Origin of the sequence: Streptomyces sp. NPDC052701, from assembly GCF_040678355.1 — a bacterium.
Classification (GTDB): Bacteria; Actinomycetota; Actinomycetes; order Streptomycetales; family Streptomycetaceae; genus Streptomyces.
Window position 1 is genome coordinate 1 of record NZ_JBFATO010000022.1, and the last position, 18,276, is coordinate 18,276.

The window sequence follows — 18,276 nt, forward strand, 5'->3', positions numbered from 1 at the left end:
GCCCGGTCACATTCCGAACCCGGAAGCTAAGCCTTACAGCGCCGATGGTACTGCAGGGGGGACCCTGTGGGAGAGTAGGACACCGCCGAACAATCTTTGGAAGGACCCCTGGTCGCCAGCGTTCAGCTGGGGCCAGGGGTCCTTTTGTTTTTCCAGAGCGCGTCGGGTACCCGGCTGCGCGAGAATGACTTGCGGTACCGAAGACAGGAGTCACCGATGTCCACCAACTCTCCCGACGACCGACCGGAGCGCGACCAGCGGCGACGGGACAGTGGTGACCGTGGCGACCGCGCTGGTCAGCGCGGGGACCGTGGCGGCTTCCGCCGTGACAACGACCGCGGGGGCTACGGTCGTCGTGACGGCGACCGAGGCGGTTTCCGGCGTGACGATCGCCGGGGCGACGACCGGCCCCGGGACGACCGCGGGGAGCGCGGCGGTTTCCGCCGGGACGACAACCGCGGTGGCGGATACGGCCGGCGCGACGACCATGACCGCGGCCCCCGCCGGGACGACCGCGACCGTGGCTTCCGCCGGGACGACCGAGGCGACCGCCCCTCCTTCCGCCGGGACGACCGAGGCGACCGCCCCTCCTTCCGCCGGGACGACCGAGGCGACCGCCCCTCCTTCCGCCGGGACGACCGCGGGGACCGCGGCGGTTTCCGCCGGGACGACGACCGTGGAGAGCGCGGCGGTTTCCGGCGTGACGACCGTGGTGAGCGCGGCGGGTTCCGCCGGGAGGAGCGCAGTGACCGTCCGGAGCGCGGCGGTTTCCGGCGCGACGACAGCCGCGGCGAGCGCGGCGGTTTCCACGGGCGGGACGACAACCGTGGCGGTGGGTACGACCGGCGCGGTGACGACCGGGGGCAGCGCGAAGGCTTCCGGCGTGACGACAGGCGTGACGACAGGCGCGACGACCGTCGGGACGACAGGCGCGAGGGTGACCGCGGTGGGTACGTCCGGCGTGACGATCGCCGGGACGATCGCGACCGCGGTTTCCGGCGTGACGACCGTGGGGACCGTCCGTCCTTCCGGCGTGACGACCGCGGGGAGCGCGGCGGGTTCCGTCGGGAGGAGCGCAGTGACCGTCCGGAGCGCGGCGGTTTCCGGCGCGACGACAGCCGCGGCGAGCGCGGCGGGTTCCGCGGACGGGACGACCGTGGGCGCGGGCCGCGGCGCGACGACCGCGGCGGGCGTCCCGGTGGTTTCCGCGGGCGTGACGACCGGCGGGACGACCGGCGTGGCGGTGGGCGCTTCCGCGACGAGCGGGACCGTGACCGTGAGCCGGTCAAGCGGCTGCCGATCCCCGAGGACGTCACGGGCGAGGAGATCGACAAGGACGTACGGCAGGAGCTGCAGAGCCTGCCCAAGACGCTCGCGGAGGACGTCGCCAAGAACCTGGTGATGGTCGCGCGGCTCATCGACGAGGACCCCGAGGCCGCGTACGGCTACTCCCGGGTGGCGCTGCGGCTGGCGTCGAGGGTCGCCGCCGTACGGGAGGCGGCCGGTTTCGCCGCGTACGCGAACCAGAAGTACGGCGAGGCGCTCGCCGAGTTCCGGGCCGCGCGGCGGATGACCGGGACCGTGGACCTGTGGCCCGTCATGGCGGACTGCGAGCGCGGGCTGGGGCGGCCGGAGAAGGCGCTGGACATGGCCGGGGCTCCCGAGGTGCACAAGCTGGACAAGGCCGGTCAGGTCGAGATGCGGCTCGTCGCCGCCGGCGCGCGGCGTGACATGGGGCAGCTGGACGCGGCCATCGTGACGCTGCAGAGCCCCGAGCTGGCGTCCAACTCCGTGCAGCCGTGGACCGCGCGGCTGCGGTACGCGTACGCCGACGCGCTGCTCGCCGCCGGGCGGCAGGACGAGGCACGGGAGTGGTTCGCCAAGGCCGTCGAGGCGGACCGGGACGGCAGCACCGACGCCTCGGACCGGCTTGCCGAGCTGGACGGCGTGGAGTTCGTCGACGCCCTGGACGAGAGCGGGGACGAGAACGAGAACGAGTCCTCCGAGGACGGCGACGAGGACTGAGGCCGGACGAGGTCAGGGGCGGGGCCGTGCGGTCCCGCCCCTTCGTCCTTCACAGGTCCAGTGCGCGCAGCACCAGGCCCGACGCCGGTTTCGGGCCGAACGACGTCGACTTGCGGGGCATGGTGACACCCTGCCGGGCCAGGTCGCGGACGACCTCCTCGCGGACCGGGTGCATGAGGACGGCCGTGCCGCCGTCGCGTTCGGCCTTGGTGACCGTCGCGGCCGTGTCGTGGATGTAGGCGATGCGGGAGGGGTCGTCCTCGGGGACGTGCCAGACGTGGTCGAGGAGCGTGGCGTGCAGGACGGTCGCGTCCAGGGCGCGCCAGGCGGCGGGACGGTCGGCCCGGATCGTGCGGGCCAGGAGACCCGGGTCGGGGCGGTCGACGAGGTGGAAGGCGCCGTCGCCGGCCAGCAGGAACGCGTTTCCCGCGCGGGCCGCGTCCGCCAGGGTCTCCAGGGCGCCGGCCAGCGGGACGTCGAGGCGGCGGACGCGGAACAGGCCGTCGAGCGCCGTCAGGGCCTTCGCGACGGGCAGGCCGTGCAGGAGGCGGTGGATGGCCCGGACGCGCAGCGGGTAGCGGGCCGTGTCGACGAGCAGGACCAGGCCGTAGTCCCAGGGGCTGGGGGAGGGGTGTTCCGCGCGCAGGCGGCGGTAGGTCGCCCAGCGGTGGTGGCCGTCGGCGATCAGGGCCTGGTGACGGGCCAGGTCGGTCCGGATCCGCGCCAGGTCCGAGGGGTCCGTGAGCGACCACAGACGGTGGCTCACGCCGTCCTCCGTGGTCGTGGACAGAAGCGGGGGTTCGTGCGCGGTGCGCTCGACCAGGTCGGCCGTGGCGGCCGTCGAACCGTCACCGCGGTAGGTCAGCAGGAGGGGTTCGAGGTTCGCGGACGTGGCCCGCATCAGGTCCGCGCGGTCGGCGACGACGTGCGGCATGACGTCCTCGTGCGGGAGCACCGCCTGCTCGGCGGGGTCCGACACGCGCAGGGCGCCGATGATCCCGCGCTGCAACGTGCCGTCGCCGGCGCGCTGTTCGTAGACGTACAGGCCCGGCTCGGGGTCGGCGCTCAGGACGCCCTCGGACAGCCAGGCGCGCAGCGTGTCGGCGGCCTGTTCGCTGCGGGCGCCGGGGGCGGCGGCCTGCGGGAGGATGAGGCGGACGATGTTGTGCGGGTCGGCGGACTGGAGGTGGTGCAGGCCGTCGGGGCGGACCACGACGTCGTACGGCGGTGATGTCACGGCGGCCAGGCTGCCGACCCGGTCGGGGTCGTAGCGGAGCCCTCTGAACGGGGTGAGTTCGAGGCCTCGGCGCGTAGTTGCTTCCGGGTGACCTGCTGTGTTCATCCCGGCATCGTACGTGTGCCGGTGCCATGGGGGATGATCGAGGGGAAGGCGAGCGAACGAGGAGCGATGTGGAATGAGCCGGAGCGTCAGGACGAGGACCGAGGGCAGTGGGCAGGCCCTGAGCGAGGCGTACGACACGGCGCTGCTGGACCTGGACGGGGTGGTGTACGCGGGCGGGAGCGCGATCGCGTACGCGGTCGAGTCGCTCGCGGCGGCGCGTGAGGGCGGGATGCGTCTCGCGTACGTCACCAACAACGCCCTGCGGACCCCGGACACCGTGGCCGGGCACCTGACCGAGCTGGGCATACCGGCGGGGGCGGAGGACGTCATCACCTCGGCCCAGGCGGTCGCGCGGCTGATCGGCGAGCAGGTGCCGGAGGGCGCCCGGGTGCTGGTGGTCGGCGGGGAGGGGCTGCGGGTGGCGCTGCGTGAACGCGGGCTCGTACCCGTGGAGTCGGCGGACGACGATCCGGCGGCGGTCGTGCAGGGGTACGGCGGGCCCGAGCTGCCGTGGGGGCGCTTCGCGGAGGCCTGTTACGCCATCGCGCGCGGGGTGCCGTGGTTCGCCTCCAACACCGACCTGACGATCCCCAGCGGCCGGGGGATCGCGCCGGGCAACGGAGCGGCGGTGGAGGTCGTGCGGATCGCCACCGGCGCCGAGCCCCGGGTCGCGGGCAAGCCGCTGCCGCCGATGCACCGGGAGACGATCCTGCGGACCGGGGCCGAGCGGCCGCTCGTCGTCGGGGACCGGCTGGACACGGACATCGAGGGCGCGTTCAACGGGGACGTGGACTCGCTGCTCGTCCTGACGGGCGTGACGGACGGCGCGCAGTTGCTGGCCGCGCCGCCGCGGCACCGGCCGACCTACGTCGACGCCGATCTGCGGGGGCTGCTCACCGGGCAGCCGGAGGTCGCGGAGGCGGGTGACGGCGGGTTCCGGTGCGGTGGCTGGACGGCGAGGGCCGGGGCGGGGCAGCTGGAGCTGGCCGGGGACGGCGAGTCGCTGGACGGGCTGCGGGCGCTGTGCGCGGCGGCCTGGACGGCGGCCGGCGACGGCGTGTGCGAGCTGGACGGGGGGAAGGCGCTGGCACGGCTGGGGCTGTGAGGACCGGTACCGCGGCTGGGCGGTCCGAGCCCGGCGACCGCGGACCATGATCGGTTGACAGGGTAGGCTAACCTAACCACGTGTTGGTCGACAGTCCTCCCGAACAGCGCGCGGCGACCGCCCCCGCGCCCTCAACCCGCCGGGTGATGCGCGCCTTTGGGCTGCTCGTCTCGGTCGCGATCCTGGTGGCCGTCGCGTTGGCGAGCATCGCGATCGGCGCCAAGGAGCTCTCCCTGGAACAGGTCTGGCACGGCCTGTTCGAGGACTCGGGCACGTACGGCGACGTCGTCGTCGCGGAGCGGCTGTCGCGGACCGTCCTCGGGCTGCTCGCCGGCGCGGCCCTCGGTCTGGCCGGGGCGGTGCTGCAGGCGCTCACCCGCAACCCGCTCGCCGATCCCGGCCTGCTCGGCATCAACGCGGGCGCGTCCGCCGCGGTCGTCACGGCCATCACGTACTTCGGCGTCACCTCGCTGAGCGGCTACGTGTGGTTCGCCTTCTTCGGCGCGGCGGCGGTCGGGGCACTGGTGTGGTTCCTCGGCGGCAGCCGCGGCGCGACACCGGTGCGGCTCGCGCTCGCCGGCACGGCGATCAGCGCCGCGCTGTACGGCTACCTCCAGGCCGTGATGATCATGGACGAGGCGGCGCTGGGCAAGATGCGCTTCTGGACGGTGGGTTCGCTGTCCTCGGCGGACGACTCGGCCATCAGGCAGGTGCTGCCGTTCCTGCTGGCCGGCATGGTGCTGGCACTGGTCCTCGCCCGGCCGCTGAACGCCATGGCGATGGGCGACGACACCGCCAGGGCGCTCGGCGCCCACCTGAACCGGACCCGGGCGCTGTCCATGCTCGCCGCCACCGTGCTGTGCGGAGCGGCGACCGCCGCCTGCGGGCCGATCATGTTCGTGGGACTGATGGTGCCGCACGCCGTGCGCTCCTTCACCGGACCCGACCTGCGCTGGATCCTGCCGTACGCGGCGATCCTGTCGCCCGTCCTGCTGCTCGGCGCCGACGTCATCGGCCGGATCGCGACCCGGCCCTCCGAACTGCAGGTCGGCATCGTCACCGCGCTCCTGGGCGGCCCGGTCTTCATCTTTCTCGTACGACGGCGGAGGACGGCCCAGCTGTGAAGACCAACCGTGCTGTGCGGACCCCGGGCGGGCTGTCGGTCCGGCTGGACGTGCGCGCCCTCACCGTCGTCGTCCTGCTCCTGGCCGCGGCGCTCGCGGCCGGTGTCGTCCTCATCGGCACCGGCGACTTCCCGATCCCGGCCGCCGACGTGCTCAGGACGCTGGCCGGCGAGGGCGACGCGGGCCAGGAGTTCATCGTCAACGAGCTGCGGCTGCCGCGGGTCCTGGTCGGGCTGCTGGTCGGCGCCTCGCTCGGGCTGGGCGGCGCGCTGTTCCAGTCGATCTCCCGCAACCCCCTGGGCAGCCCGGACGTGCTCGGCCTCGGACAGGGGGCGACGGCCGGCGCGCTCGTGGTGATCGTGCTGTTCTCCGGGACCGCGAACCAGGTCGCCGCCGGCGCGCTCGTGGGCGGCCTGGTGACCGGGTTCGCCATCTACGTGCTCGCCTGGAAGCGGGGGGTGCACGGGTACCGGCTGGTCCTGGTCGGCATCGGCGTCTCCGCGATCGTCACCGCGGTCAACGGCTACCTGCTCACCAAGTCCGACATCGTCGACGCGGCCCGCGCGGTGGTGTGGATGACCGGCTCCCTCAACGGCCGTGACTGGGCCCAGGTCTGGCCGCTGCTCGGGTTGTGCGCCGTGCTCGTCCCGCTGGTCCTGGCCAACGCGCGCGGGCTGCGGATGATGGAGATGGGCGACGACGTCTCCTACGCCCTCGGGGTGCGGGTGGAACGCGTACGGCTGCTGCTGATGGTGGCCGCCGTCCTGCTCACCGCGTCCGCGACCGCCGCTGCCGGGCCGGTCGGCTTCGTGGCGCTGACCGCGCCGCAGCTCGCCCGGCGCCTGACCCGCTCGCCCGGCCCGAACCTGCTGCCGTCGCTGTGCATGGGCGCCGCCCTGCTGGTCACCGCCGACTGGGCCTCGCAGCGGATCTTCGGCGCCGACCAGCTGCCGGTGGGCGTGGTCACCGGCGTGCTCGGCGGTGTCTACCTGCTGTGGCTGCTGGTCACCGAGCGCCGGGCGGGCCGGATATGAGCGGCGGCACCGGGGTGGGAACGAGCGCCGGGACCGGCGCGGACCCGCGCGCGCGGACCAGCGTCAGCAGCGGGCCGAACAACACGAGGAGCACTGTGAACCGCCTGTCCGCCGAGAACGTCACCCTCGCCTACGACCAGCGCGTCATCGCCGAGCGGTTGTCGGTGGAGATACCCGACAACTCCTTCACCGTGATCGTCGGCCCGAACGCGTGCGGCAAGTCGACGCTGCTGCGGGCGCTGTCGCGGATGCTCAAGCCCAGCGAGGGCCGTGTGCTGCTCGACGGGCAGGTCATCCAGTCGATGCCCGCCAAGAAGGTCGCCCGGACCCTCGGTCTGCTGCCCCAGTCGTCCGTCGCGCCCGACGGGATCACCGTCGCCGACCTCGTCGGCCGCGGCCGCTACCCGCACCAGGGCATCCTGCGCCAGTGGTCGGCCGAGGACGAGCGGGTCGTGCAGGAGTCCATGCGGCAGACCGGGGTCGCCGAGCTCGCCGACCGGTACGTCGACGAGCTGTCCGGCGGTCAGCGCCAGCGCGTGTGGATCGCCATGGCGCTCGCCCAGCAGACCCCTCTGCTGCTGCTCGACGAGCCGACGACGTACCTGGACATCCAGCACCAGATCGACGTGCTCGACCTGTGCGCGGAGCTGCACGAGGAGCAGGGGCGCACGCTCGTCGCCGTACTGCACGACCTCAACCACGCCGCCCGGTACGCCACCCACCTCATCGCCCTGAAGGCCGGCGAGGTCATCGCCGAGGGCGCGCCGGACGACGTCGTCACGGCCGAGCTGGTCGAGGAGGTCTTCGGGCTGCGCTGCCAGATCATCTCCGACCCGGAGACGGGCACGCCGCTGGTGGTGCCGGCGGCGCGCAAGGCACGCGCGCGCGGGGCGGCCGGGGAACGCGTGGCGGCTACAGAAGCTTCCTGAGGCGGAACAGGTCCCGCAGGCCCGCCTCCAGCCTCACCCGGCCCGAGCCCCAGGCCCTGGCGAAGTTCAGCTCGCCGTTCACCAGGGCCACCAGGTCGTCACCGGTCGTGACCAGCCTGATCTCGGCCCTGTCCGGCGGCGGGCCCGCCAGGGTGTCGTGCACCACGATGCGGCCGTCGCCGAGGCGGCCGACGAAGGTGACGTCGAGGTCCTTGACGTGGCAGCTCACCGAGCGGTCCAGGGCGGCGGCCTCGCGGACGTCCCCTTCGGCGTGCTGCATGCTGTCCGAGAGCTTGTCGAGTGCGGCGCGGCACTCCTCGATCGTGGCCATCGGGATCGACCGTACCCCAGGGGTTCGGGGTAGCGTCGGGGCATGAACGACTCGGTTCCGCAGACGCAGCCCGGGCCGGAGGCGGTACAGCCCGGGCCGGAGGCGGTGCAGGCCGGGCCCGGGGACGAGCCGGCCGCCCCCGCCCCGCTCGGCGTGCCCCGCACCCCCACCGGCGACGCCGGCGTGGACGCGGCCCTGGACCGGCTCGGTGACGTCGACCACCTCGCCACCGACGGACACGCCGGGGTGTACGAGGATGTGCACCGGGAGCTGCGCGACGCGCTCACCGCGCTCGACGCCCGCCCGGGACCCGCGGCTCCCACCCGCCACCCGACCACCACCCTTCACCCGGGCCCCGCGGGCCACCCATCGAATCCGCCGTACCAGGACAGGAGCTGAACCCACCGTGGCAGGAGTCGCACGCCGCCGTCTCGACGCGGAGCTGGTCCGCCGGAAGCTCGCGCGCTCGCGCGAGCACGCCGGCCAGCTGATCGCCGCCGGGCGCGTCACCGTCGGGAAGACCGTCGCGACCAAGCCCGCCACGCAGGTGGAGACGGCGGCGGCGATCCTCGTCGCCGCCGACGACAACGACCCGGACTACGTGTCGCGGGGCGGCCACAAGCTCGCCGGCGCGCTCGATGTCTTCATGCCGCAGGGACTGGCCGTCCGGGGCCGCCGGGCGCTGGACGCCGGCGCGTCCACCGGGGGCTTCACCGACGTCCTGCTGCGGGCCGGGGCCGCGCACGTCGTCGCCGTGGACGTCGGATACGGACAGCTCGCCTGGTCTCTGCGCAACGATGAACGCGTCACCGTCAAGGACCGTACGAACGTACGCGAGTTGACGCTCGAAGCGATCGATGGGGAGCCTGTGGATCTTGTCGTGGGGGATCTGTCCTTCATCCCGCTCGGCCTGGTGCTGCCCGCCCTGGCGCGGTGCGTGCGGCCGGACGCGGACCTGGTGGTGATGGTCAAGCCGCAGTTCGAGGTGGGCAAGGAGCGGCTGGGCAGCGGGGGAGTCGTCCGCAGCGCGCAGCTGCGGGCCGAGGCCGTACGGGGGGTGGCCGAGAAGGCCTGGCAACTGGGGCTCGGCACGAAGGGCGTGACGGCCAGTCCGCTGCCCGGGCCCTCGGGCAATGTCGAGTACTTTCTCTGGCTGCGGGCCGGGGCACCGGAACCGGACCCGGCCGACATCGACCGTGCAGTGGCGGAGGGGCCGCGTTGACACAGAACCGAGCTCGTACTGTTTTCCTGCTCGCCCACACCGGGCGCCCCGCGGCCGTGCGCAGTGCCGAGCTCGTGGTCAAGGGGCTGCTGCGCTCGGGACTCGGGGTGCGGGTGCTGGAGGCCGAGGCGCGCGACCTGCCGCTGCCCGATGAGGTGGAACTCGTCAAGGAGGCCACCCCGCAGTGCCTCGACGGGTGCGAGCTGCTCATCGTGCTGGGCGGTGACGGCACGCTGCTGCGCGGCGCGGAGTTCGCCCGTGCCTCCGGGGTGCCGATGCTCGGCGTCAACCTCGGACGGGTCGGGTTCCTCGCCGAGGCCGAGCGGGACGACCTCGACAAGGTCGTCGACCGGGTGGTGACCAGGGCGTACGAGGTCGAGGAGCGGATGACCGTCGACGTCGTCGTGCACCGCAACGGGGACATCGTGCACACGGACTGGGCGTTGAACGAGGCGGCCGTGCAGAAGGTGTCCGCGGAGCGGATGCTGGAGATTGTCCTGGAGATCGACGGGCGGCCGGTGACGGGGTTCGGCTGTGACGGGATCGTGTGCGCGACGCCGACCGGGTCGACCGCGTACGCGTTCTCCGCGGGCGGGCCCGTGGTGTGGCCCGAGGTCGAGGCGCTGCTGCTGGTGCCGATCAGCGCGCACGCGCTGTTCGCCAAGCCGCTGGTGACCTCGCCCGATTCCGTGCTGGCGGTGGAGGTGCTGCCGCACGTCCCGCCGGGAGTGCTGTGGTGCGACGGGCGGCGGACGGTCGAGCTGCCGCCCGGGGCCCGGGTGGAGGTGCGGCGGGGGGCCGTGCCGGTGCGGCTGGCCCGGCTGCACCACGCCTCGTTCACGGACCGGCTCGTGGCGAAGTTCGCCCTGCCCGTGTCCGGGTGGCGGGGAGCGCCCCACTAGCCGTCGTGGCGGGGAGCGCCCCACCGGCCGTCGTGGCGGGGAGCGCCCCACCGGCCGTCCGCGGGAGGCTGCCGGGAGCGCCGGCGGCCGCGGACGGCCCGCGGCCGCGGGGCGGAGCCGCGTCCCGGCACCGGCCCCGCGCCCCCGAGAGGGCGCCCCTCACGTGGGTGACAAGGGTGGGGCGGTCGCACTTCCCGGCCCGGACCTCGTAAGGTCGTGTCCGTGTTGGAGGAGATGCGGATACGGTCGCTCGGAGTGATCGACGACGCCGTCGTCGAGCTGTCGCCAGGCTTCACCGCCGTCACGGGTGAGACGGGTGCGGGCAAGACCATGGTGGTCACCAGCCTCGGGCTGCTGCTGGGCGGGCGCGCGGACCCGGCGCTCGTGCGGATCGGTGCCGAGAAGGCGGTCGTGGAGGGACGGATCACCGTTCCCGCGGACGCGGCGGCCGCCGTACGGGCCGAGGAGGCCGGGGCCGAGCTCGACGACGGGGCGCTGCTGATCAGCCGCACCATTTCCGCCGAGGGGCGCTCGCGGGCCCACCTGGGCGGGCGCAGCGTTCCCGTGGGGCTGCTCGGCGAGCTCGCCGACGAACTGGTGGCCGTGCACGGGCAGACCGACCAGCAGGGGCTGCTCAAGCTGTCCCGGCAGCGGCAGGCGCTCGACCGGTACGCGGGCGACGCGGTCGCCGTGCCGCTCGTCAAGTACACCGAGGCGTACAAGCGGCTGCGGGCCGTCTCCGCCGAGCTCGACGAGATCACCACCCGCGCGCGTGAACGGGCCCAGGAGGCCGACATGCTGCGCTACGGCCTCGACGAGATCGCGGCGGTCGAGCCGCGGGCCGGGGAGGACGCCGAGCTCGCGGAGGAGGCCGAGCGGCTGGGGCACGCGGAGGCGCTGGCGTCCGCCGCGAACGCCGCCCATCGCGCTCTGGCGGGCGATCCGGAGGATCCCGAGGGCGTCGACGCCGGGACGCTCGTCGCGGGCGCGCAGCGGGCGCTGGAGGCCGTACGGTCGCACGACCCGGCGCTCGCCGCGCTCGCCGACCGGATCGGGGAGATCGGGATCCTGCTGCGGGACGTGGCGGGAGAGCTCGCCGGGTACGCCGACGACCTGGACGCCGACCCGCTGCGGCTGGCGGCCGTCGAGGAGCGGCGGGCCGCGCTCACCGGGCTGACGCGCAAGTACGGCGAGGACGTCGCCGCCGTGCTGGCGTGGGCCGAGCGCGGTGCCCAGCGCCTGACCGAACTCGACGGTGACGACGAGCGGATCGAGGAGCTGACCGCCGAACGGGACGCGCTCCGCGCCGAACTGGGCGGTCTCGCGCAGGCGCTGACGGACGCTCGGACGGAGGCCGCCGAGCGGTTCGCGGCCGCCGTGACCGCCGAACTGGCCTCGCTCGCCATGCCGCACGCGCGCGTGTCCTTCGACATCCGGCAGACCGAGGACCCCGAGGGCGTGGAGGTCAACGGGCGCACGGTCGCCTACGGGCCGTCCGGCGCCGACGAGGTCGAGCTGCTGCTGGCCCCGCATCCGGGGGCGCCGGCGCGGCCCATCGCCAAGGGCGCCTCCGGCGGCGAGCTCTCGCGCGTGATGCTGGCCGTGGAGGTCGTGTTCGCGGGTACCGATCCCGTGCCGACCTATCTCTTCGACGAGGTCGACGCCGGGGTCGGCGGCAAGGCGGCGGTCGAGATCGGGCGGCGGCTCGCACGGCTCGCCAAGACCGCGCAGGTCGTGGTCGTCACGCATCTGCCGCAGGTGGCCGCCTTCGCCGACCGGCAGTTGCTGGTGGAGAAGACCAGCGACGGCTCCGTGACCCGGTCCGGGGTGAAGGTGCTGGAGGGCGAGGAACGCATCCGGGAACTGTCCCGGATGCTGGCCGGCCAGGAGGACTCGGAGACGGCCCGGGCGCATGCGGAGGAGCTGCTGGCGACCGCCCGGGCGGACGTGTGACGCCGGTGGCCGGCCGGGCGGGCGGCCGCGTCCGCGGGACCGGCAGGTCCTTCGCGCTCGCCGCCGTCCTCGCCCGGGCCGGGACGGCCGCCCTGCGCGCCGTGCCGCCCGGTGGCCGGGACCGCTGGGAGCGGAGGAACCACGCCGGGCGCGGCGTCGGGCTGTACGCGGGGCCGGCCGTCGCGCTGGCCGCCGCGGCCGGGGCCGGGCGGGTGCGGCCCGCCGCCGGGTTCGCCGTGCGGGCCGCCGGGGTCTGCGGGGCGTACGACGACGCCGTCGGCGCGGGGGATCCGCGGCGCGGGTTCCGGGCGCACCTGTCCGCGCTGCGGGACGGCGAGGTCACCAGTGGGGCCGTCAAGCTGTTCGGGATCCCGGCGGCCGGGCTCGTCGCCGGGGCGCTGCTCAGGGAGCGGCCCGTCGACAAGGTGCTCGCGGGTGTGGTGATCGCCGGGGCCGCGCACTTCGTCAACCTCGTGGACGTGCGGCCGGGGCGGGCCGCGGCGGTGGTGCTCGCGCTCGGCGCGGCGGGGTCGGCGCGCGCCGGGGCCGCGGGGGAGCTGTCCGCCGCCGCCATGGGCGCCGCGGCGGCCGTGCTGCCCGACGACCTCGGGGAGCGCGTGATGATCGGCGACACGGGAGCGCACGCGCTGGGCGCGGCCCTGGGGGCGGCCGCCGCCGCGGGTGCCGGGCGGGCCGGACTGCTCGCCCGTGCCGGTGCGCTCGTGGCCGCGGCGGTGTACGGCGACAAGGTGAGCCGGACGGCACGGGCGGAGGGCCGGCAATGTCACTCGTGTGAGTGACACTGCCCGTCTCGTTGCCGCGGCGGCCGTACGGCCGCCGCGCCCGCCGTCGCCGGAACACCCGTGCGTCCTGGCATCCTTGGCGGTGTACGCGTAGGAAACCGCGGGGTGCATCCCCTCGGTCCGATCCTTCTGTACGTTCTTCGTGACCGCCCGACGCCGAACCAGGAGCCCCGGCCACGTGACCCCCGTGAGCAGCCCCTCACCGCACGGCCAGTCGCCGCTGCGCACCGTGCAGGTGCTGGGCGGAGGCAACGCCGCCAGCGGCGCCCATGTGCGTTCGCTGGCCGCGGGGCTCGTCGCGAGGGGCGTGAAGGTCACGGTGTGCGCCCCCGTCGAGGCCGATCGCGCCTACGACTTCACCGGGGCCGGCGCCGACCACGTGCACGTGCCGCGCAGCAGCGACCCGGTCTCGGTGGCGGCCCTGCGGGCGGCCTGCGCCGACGCCGACCTGGTGCACGCGCACGGGCTGCACGCCTCCTTCCGTACCGTGCTCGCCCTCGGCGCCCGGCGCGTGCGCACCCCGCTCGTCGTGACGTGGCACGACCGGGCACACGCCGAGGGAGCGCGCGCCCAGCTGCTGCGGCTGCTGGAGCGCCGGGTGGCCAAGGCGGCCACCGTGGTGCTCGGGACGGCCTCCCCCCTGGTGGACCGGGCCCGCCGGACCGGGGCGCGGGACGCGCGGCTGGCCGCCGTCGCGCTCCCGGGGCCCCGCGAGCCCGTGGCGCCCGAGGACCCCGACCGCTCCAAGGCCCGAGCCGAAATCGGCGCCACCGGACGCCCGTTGCTGGTGGCCGTCGGCTCCCTCGAACGGCACCGGGGGTACGACGTCCTGCTGGACGCCTCGCGCGCGTTGCGCCACCTCGACCCCGCGCCGCTGGTCGTGATCGCGGGGGAGGGGTCGCTGCGCGGTGAGTTCCAGCGGCGGATCGAGGACGAGGACCTGCCGGTCCGGCTCGTCGGCCGGCGCGACGACATCACCGAGCTGCTCGCCGCCGCCGACCTCGCACTGCTGCCGAGCCGGTGGGAGGCGCGCTCCGTCCTCGCCCAGGAGGCCCTCCACGCGCGCGTGCCGCTCGTCGCGACCCGGGTCGGCGGCGTCCCCGAACTCGTCGGGGACGCCGCCGAACTCGTCCCGTACGGGGACGCGGACGCGCTCGCCGGCGCGGTCGTGCGGCTGCTGGCCGATCCCGGGCGCCGGGAGCTGCTGAGGGAGAAGGGCGCCCGGCAGGCGGCCACCTGGCCGACCGAGGACGAGACGGTCGCCCAGGTGCTCAGCGTCTACGACGAGCTGACCCGGCCGCAGCCGCTGATCTAGCCGGTGCGGCGGTCGCCGCTCCCGCCGGTCCGGTGGCGGTCGCGGAGCCGGCCGGCCCCGCGGTGGCCGCCGTCTAGCCGACGTGACGGCGCGCCCGCAGCGCCAGGCTCAACGCCAGGACCGTCTGCGGATCGTCCAGGTCCGTGCCCAGCAACTCCCCTATGCGCGCCAGGCGGTTGTACAGCGTCTGCCGGTTGAGGTGCAGCTCGCGGGCCGTCTCCGCCTTGCGGCCCGCGTGGGCCAGATAGGTCTCCAGGGTCGGCAGCAGCGGCGGCCGGGAGCGGCGGTCGTGGTCGCGCAGCGGACCGATCGCGCGGTCCACGAACGCCGCCAGGTCCGGATGGCCGCGCAGCCGCCACAGCAGCAGGTCGATGTCGAGGCGGCGGGCGTCGTACCAGGGGCGGTCCGTGAGGCCCCGCGCCGCGGTCGCCGTCTCCGCCGCGTGCCGCAGCCCCGCCGAGGCCGCCGCCCAGCCGCCGGCCACCCCGACGACCACGACGGGCGGCTGCGTGCCCGGCCGCAGCATCCCGGCCCGTTCCACCCCGGCCCGCAGCGCCGCGGCCACCCGGTCGGCGGCCGCCGGCCGCTCCGACTCCGAACGCAGGCCGACCAGCAGCGGCACACGGCCCTCCACCGGGCGCACGCCCAGCAGGACCGGCACGCCCACCGAGGCCAGCTCCTCACCGACCGCGCGCGCCAGCACCGCCCAGCCCCCGCCCGGGGCGAGCGCGTCCCCGATCCTCATCACCACCGGCAGCAGCGGGCCGTCGCCCGGCCTGAAGCCCAGCACGCGCGCCTGCGCGGGCGCGTCCTGTGCGTCGATGCGGCCCTCGGCGAGGTCGGTGAGGAAGTCGCCGCGTCCGCGCGCCGCCAGTTCCTCCTCCTGGCGCGCCTGCATCAGCACCACGGCCAGGATGCCCGCGGCCCGCTCGGCCGCCATGCGGTGCACCGGTGCCAGGGGCGTCCGGACGGGCAGCAGGACGAGCCGTGCGCGCACGCCCCCGGCACCGGGGCCGCCGCCGGGCACGTCGACCACGACCGAGCCCGGCAACGGGGCCTCCTTGGGCCGGCCGCGCAGCCCCTCCCACACCTGGAGCGGTTCGGCGCCCTGCGGACCGGCCCCGGCGGCGTACAGCAGCCGGCCGTCGGCCGTCTCCAGGAAGACCGGGTTGCCGCCGAACTCCGCCAGCGTGTCCAGGACCTGGGGCACGCCGCCGCCGCTCAGCAGGGCCCGGGTGCAGCGGCGATGCACCTCCTCGGCGCGCTGCAGGAGCGCGTAGTGGCCGTTGACGATCTCGGTGTGGATCTCCTCGGTGACCGTCACGAACGGCACCTCGCGGTGCAGCTGGACGAGCGGCAGGCCGGCCGCACGGGCCGTGTCGACCAGGGCGGCGGGCAGCCGCGTGAAGCGCGGGCCGAGCTCCACGACCAGGGCCGCGATGCCGCGCTCGGCCAGGGTCCGTACGAACGCGCGCTGCTCGGCGGGGCGGGTGCCCAGGCCGTAGCCGGTGGTCAGCAGCAGTTCGCCGCCCTTGAGCAGCGACGCGATGTGGGGCACCTCGCCCGCGTGCACCCAGCGCACCGTGCGCTCCAGCCGTTCGGTGCCCGCCAGGACCTCCGGCAGTCCGCCGCGCAGCCCGGGCAGCTCCAGCGCCCGCCGCACGGTGATGCCGGCGCCGTCGGTGTCGAATCCGCTGTCCATGCGCCGGACGCTACCCGCGCGCGTGTGCCGGGCACATCCGCGCGCGGGCACGGAGACGGCCACCGCGTCCCGCCGCACGGCGGTCCCCGGCACGGCGGCCGTCCTCATCGCGTGGAGGCCGAACTCCCCGCCGGCACGAACGCCGGGATCCGGCCCCGGTCACGCCGCTCGGACGACGGCCGGGGCGGCCCTGCGCGCACAGGGGCGGCCCAGCGCGCACACAGGGGAACCGCTCGCCCACGCGGGACGCGTCCCGCCCCCCTGCCGTCCCACGGGCCGCGCGCCGGACATCACCGGGGCAGAGGGACACCGGATCCGGGATCCCGGGAGCGCTCAGCCGCCGTAGGCCCCCGAGGCCGTCAGGCGCAGGGCCGTGTCGATGAGGGGAACGTGGCTGAAGGCCTGCGGGAAGTTGCCGACCTGGCGCTGCAGGCGCGGGTCCCACTCCTCGGCGAGCAGACCGAGGTCGTTGCGCAGCGACAGCAGCTTCTCGAACAGCTTGCGGGCCTCGTCCACGCGGCCGATCATCGCCAGGTCGTCCGCCATCCAGAACGAGCAGGCGAGGAACGCGCCCTCGTCGCCGGGCAGGCCGTCGACGCCCTCGTCCTCGCCCTGCGTCGGGTAGCGCAGGATGAAGCCGTCCGGCGTGGACAGCTCGCGCTGGATCGCCTCGATCGTGCCGATGACGCGCTTGTCGTCCGGCGGCAGGAAGCCCACCTGCGGGATCAGCAGCAGCGAGGCGTCCAGTTCCCTGGAGCCGTACGACTGCGTGAAGGTGTTGCGCTCCTTGTCGTAGCCCTTCTCGCACACGTCCCGGTGGATCTCCTCGCGCAGCTCCTTCCAGCGCTCCAGCGGGCCGTCCGCGTCACCGGACTCGATGAGCTTGATCGTGCGGTCGACCGCGACCCAGGCCATCACCTTGGAGTGCACGAAGTGGCGGCGCGGGCCGCGCACCTCCCAGATGCCCTCGTCCGGGTTCTGCCAGTGGTCCTCCAGGTAGCGGATCAGCTTGAGCTGGAGCAGGGCGGCGTAGTCGTTGCGGGCCAGACCCGTCATGTGGGCCAGGTGCAGGGCCTCGGTGACCTCGCCGTACACGTCCAGCTGGAGCTGGTGGGCCGCGCCGTTGCCGACCCGGACGGGGGCGGAGTTCTCATAGCCGGGCAGCCAGTCCAGTTCGGCCTCGCCTAGCTCGCGCTCGCCGGCGATGCCGTACATGATCTGCAGGTTCTCCGGGTCGCCGGCGACCGCCCGCAGCAGCCACTCGCGCCAGGCGCGGGCCTCCTCGCGGTAGCCGGTGCGCAGCAGCGAGGACAGGGTGATCGCCGCGTCGCGCAGCCAGGTGTAGCGGTAGTCCCAGTTGCGCACGCCGCCGATGTCTTCCGGCAGGGAGGTGGTGGGCGCGGCGACGATGCCGCCGGTCGGGGCGTAGGTCAGGGCCTTCAGCGTGATCAGCGAGCGGATGACGGCCTCGCGGTAGGGGCCGTGGTACGTACAGTGCTCGACCCACTCGCGCCAGAAGTCCTCGGTCGCCTCCAGCGACTGCTCCGGCTCGGGCAGCGGCGGCGGCTCCTTGTGCGAGGGCTGCCAGGAGACGGTGAACGCGATCCGGTCACCGGGAGCGACCGTGAAGTCCGCGTACGTGGTCAGCGACTTGCCGTAGGTCTCGACGTGTGTGTCGAACCACACGGAGTCCGGGCCCGCCACCGCGACCGTGCGCCCCTCGTGCTTGTGGACCCACGGGACCACCCGGCCGTAGGAGAAGCGCATCCGCAGGGCCGAGCGCATCGGGACGCGGCCGGAGACGCCCTCCACGATGCGGATCAGCTGCGGGGCGCCGTCCCGCGGGGGCATGAAGTCGGTCACCCGCACCGTGCCGCGCTGGGTGTCCCACTCGGACTCCAGGATCAGCGAGTCGCCGCGGTAGCTGCGCCGGGCCGCCGTGGGCGGTTCCTGGTCGGCGGCGTGCGCCGGGCCCAGACGCCAGAAACCGTGTTCCTCGGTGCCCAGCAGACCGGCGAAGATGGCGTGCGAGTCGAAGCGGGGCAGGCACAGCCAGTCGACTGTCCCGTCCCGGCAGACCAGGGCAGCGGTCTGCATGTCTCCGATGAGTGCGTAGTCTTCGATGCGCCCGGCCACGTGCAACTCCAGTCGAACGGCCACGTCACCCCACAGGGGGGCGGTCGCTAGTGCGGTCAAGGGGTTCTTGTAATGCGTCGTTGAGCGATGAAGCAAAACAGCCGCTCTGCCGTGACGCAAAACGCCAATTGTTGCTCAACGAACTGACGAGCTCACGTTGTTCCGGTGTTTACGGGCGGGGGTGGTGCCGTGTGGGCCGGCCGGGCTCGGCAGCGGGTGTCCGAGCAGGATACGACGCACGTAGATGATCTGTGTGCCGCTCCGGGCAACGCGCATCCACCGGACGAGTGAGCCGCGGGTGGCGGACGGGGGCGGTGCAGCGTGTCCGTGTCGGTCCGTGCGCGGAGCGTGGC

15 protein-coding genes and 1 rRNA gene are annotated in these 18,276 nt (G+C 74.6%); 12 read left to right on the forward strand and 4 right to left on the reverse strand.

Annotation, left to right across the window (positions count from 1 at the left end; genetic code table 11):
• Positions 1 to 91, forward strand: a 5S ribosomal RNA gene (gene rrf, locus AB0L29_RS23305); the annotation flags it as partial.
• A 1,202-nt stretch (positions 92 to 1,293) separates the two neighbouring features.
• Positions 1,294 to 2,025 carry a hypothetical protein gene (locus AB0L29_RS23310; protein WP_365829777.1) on the forward strand — a complete coding sequence of 244 codons (732 nt, stop codon included), beginning with the start codon at positions 1,294 to 1,296 and terminating at the stop codon, positions 2,023 to 2,025.
• A 49-nt stretch (positions 2,026 to 2,074) separates the two neighbouring features.
• On the opposite strand, the gene AB0L29_RS23315 is transcribed toward AB0L29_RS23310, so the two are convergent.
• Positions 2,075 to 3,367 carry a DUF1015 domain-containing protein gene (locus AB0L29_RS23315; RefSeq protein WP_365829659.1) on the reverse strand — a complete coding sequence of 431 codons (1,293 nt, stop codon included), beginning with the start codon at positions 3,365 to 3,367 and terminating at the stop codon, positions 2,075 to 2,077.
• A gap of 73 nt (positions 3,368 to 3,440) precedes the next feature.
• Between AB0L29_RS23315 and AB0L29_RS23320 the strand changes: the two genes are divergently transcribed.
• The 4 genes from AB0L29_RS23320 (at position 3,441) to AB0L29_RS23335 (ending at position 7,559) form a co-directional block, all read left to right on the forward strand.
• Positions 3,441 to 4,472: an HAD hydrolase-like protein gene (locus AB0L29_RS23320; protein ID WP_365829660.1), complete on the forward strand. Its 1,032-nt coding sequence runs from the start codon at positions 3,441 to 3,443 to the stop codon at positions 4,470 to 4,472.
• 80 nt (positions 4,473 to 4,552) lie between these two features.
• Positions 4,553 to 5,596, forward strand: a complete 1,044-nt coding sequence (locus tag AB0L29_RS23325) for an iron chelate uptake ABC transporter family permease subunit (RefSeq protein ID WP_365829661.1) — start codon at positions 4,553 to 4,555, stop codon at positions 5,594 to 5,596.
• Positions 5,593 to 6,630 (forward strand): iron chelate uptake ABC transporter family permease subunit, encoded by a 1,038-nt coding sequence (locus AB0L29_RS23330; protein WP_365829662.1) that lies wholly within the window; start codon positions 5,593 to 5,595, stop codon positions 6,628 to 6,630. The genes AB0L29_RS23325 and AB0L29_RS23330 overlap by 4 nt, the downstream gene beginning before the upstream one ends.
• Positions 6,627 to 7,559 carry an ABC transporter ATP-binding protein gene (locus tag AB0L29_RS23335; protein ID WP_365829663.1) on the forward strand — a complete coding sequence of 311 codons (933 nt, stop codon included), beginning with the start codon at positions 6,627 to 6,629 and terminating at the stop codon, positions 7,557 to 7,559. Before AB0L29_RS23330 ends, AB0L29_RS23335 begins: the two co-directional genes overlap by 4 nt.
• Here the strand turns inward: AB0L29_RS23335 and AB0L29_RS23340 are convergent.
• Positions 7,543 to 7,890, reverse strand: a complete 348-nt coding sequence (locus tag AB0L29_RS23340; protein WP_365829664.1) for a sterol-binding protein — start codon at positions 7,888 to 7,890, stop codon at positions 7,543 to 7,545. The two genes, AB0L29_RS23335 and AB0L29_RS23340, sit on opposite strands and share 17 nt — an antisense overlap.
• 42 nt (positions 7,891 to 7,932) lie before the next feature.
• Between AB0L29_RS23340 and AB0L29_RS23345 the strand changes: the two genes are divergently transcribed.
• From AB0L29_RS23345 to AB0L29_RS23370, 6 genes are all read left to right on the forward strand, one after another.
• On the forward strand, positions 7,933 to 8,289 hold the full coding sequence (locus AB0L29_RS23345) for a hypothetical protein (protein WP_365829665.1): 357 nt from the start codon (positions 7,933 to 7,935) through the stop codon (positions 8,287 to 8,289).
• Positions 8,290 to 8,296: 7 nt separating this feature from the next.
• A complete protein-coding gene (locus AB0L29_RS23350; RefSeq protein ID WP_365829667.1) occupies positions 8,297 to 9,112 on the forward strand; it encodes a TlyA family RNA methyltransferase in 816 nt (271 codons plus the stop codon).
• Positions 9,109 to 10,014 carry an NAD kinase gene (locus AB0L29_RS23355; protein WP_365829669.1) on the forward strand — a complete coding sequence of 302 codons (906 nt, stop codon included), beginning with the start codon at positions 9,109 to 9,111 and terminating at the stop codon, positions 10,012 to 10,014. Before AB0L29_RS23350 ends, AB0L29_RS23355 begins: the two co-directional genes overlap by 4 nt.
• Positions 10,015 to 10,248: 234 nt before the next feature.
• Positions 10,249 to 11,967, forward strand: coding sequence for a DNA repair protein RecN (recN, locus tag AB0L29_RS23360; protein WP_365829778.1), 1,719 nt, complete (start codon positions 10,249 to 10,251; stop codon positions 11,965 to 11,967).
• Positions 11,968 to 11,972: 5 nt separating this feature from the next.
• Complete coding sequence (locus tag AB0L29_RS23365) at positions 11,973 to 12,767, forward strand: hypothetical protein (RefSeq protein ID WP_365829779.1); 795 nt, start codon at positions 11,973 to 11,975, stop codon at positions 12,765 to 12,767.
• Positions 12,768 to 12,948: 181 nt separating this feature from the next.
• Positions 12,949 to 14,085, forward strand: a complete 1,137-nt coding sequence (locus AB0L29_RS23370; protein WP_365829670.1) for a glycosyltransferase family 4 protein — start codon at positions 12,949 to 12,951, stop codon at positions 14,083 to 14,085.
• Positions 14,086 to 14,158: 73 nt separating this feature from the next.
• Here the strand turns inward: AB0L29_RS23370 and AB0L29_RS23375 are convergent, their stop codons facing one another.
• Together AB0L29_RS23375 and AB0L29_RS23380 are read right to left on the reverse strand one after the other, a co-directional pair.
• Positions 14,159 to 15,787, reverse strand: a complete 1,629-nt coding sequence (locus AB0L29_RS23375) for a PucR family transcriptional regulator (RefSeq protein ID WP_365829671.1) — start codon at positions 15,785 to 15,787, stop codon at positions 14,159 to 14,161.
• Positions 15,788 to 16,120: 333 nt separating this feature from the next.
• Positions 16,121 to 17,923 (reverse strand): glycoside hydrolase family 15 protein, encoded by a 1,803-nt coding sequence (locus AB0L29_RS23380; protein ID WP_365829780.1) that lies wholly within the window; start codon positions 17,921 to 17,923, stop codon positions 16,121 to 16,123.
• Between the last annotated feature and the right edge of the window lie 353 nt (positions 17,924 to 18,276).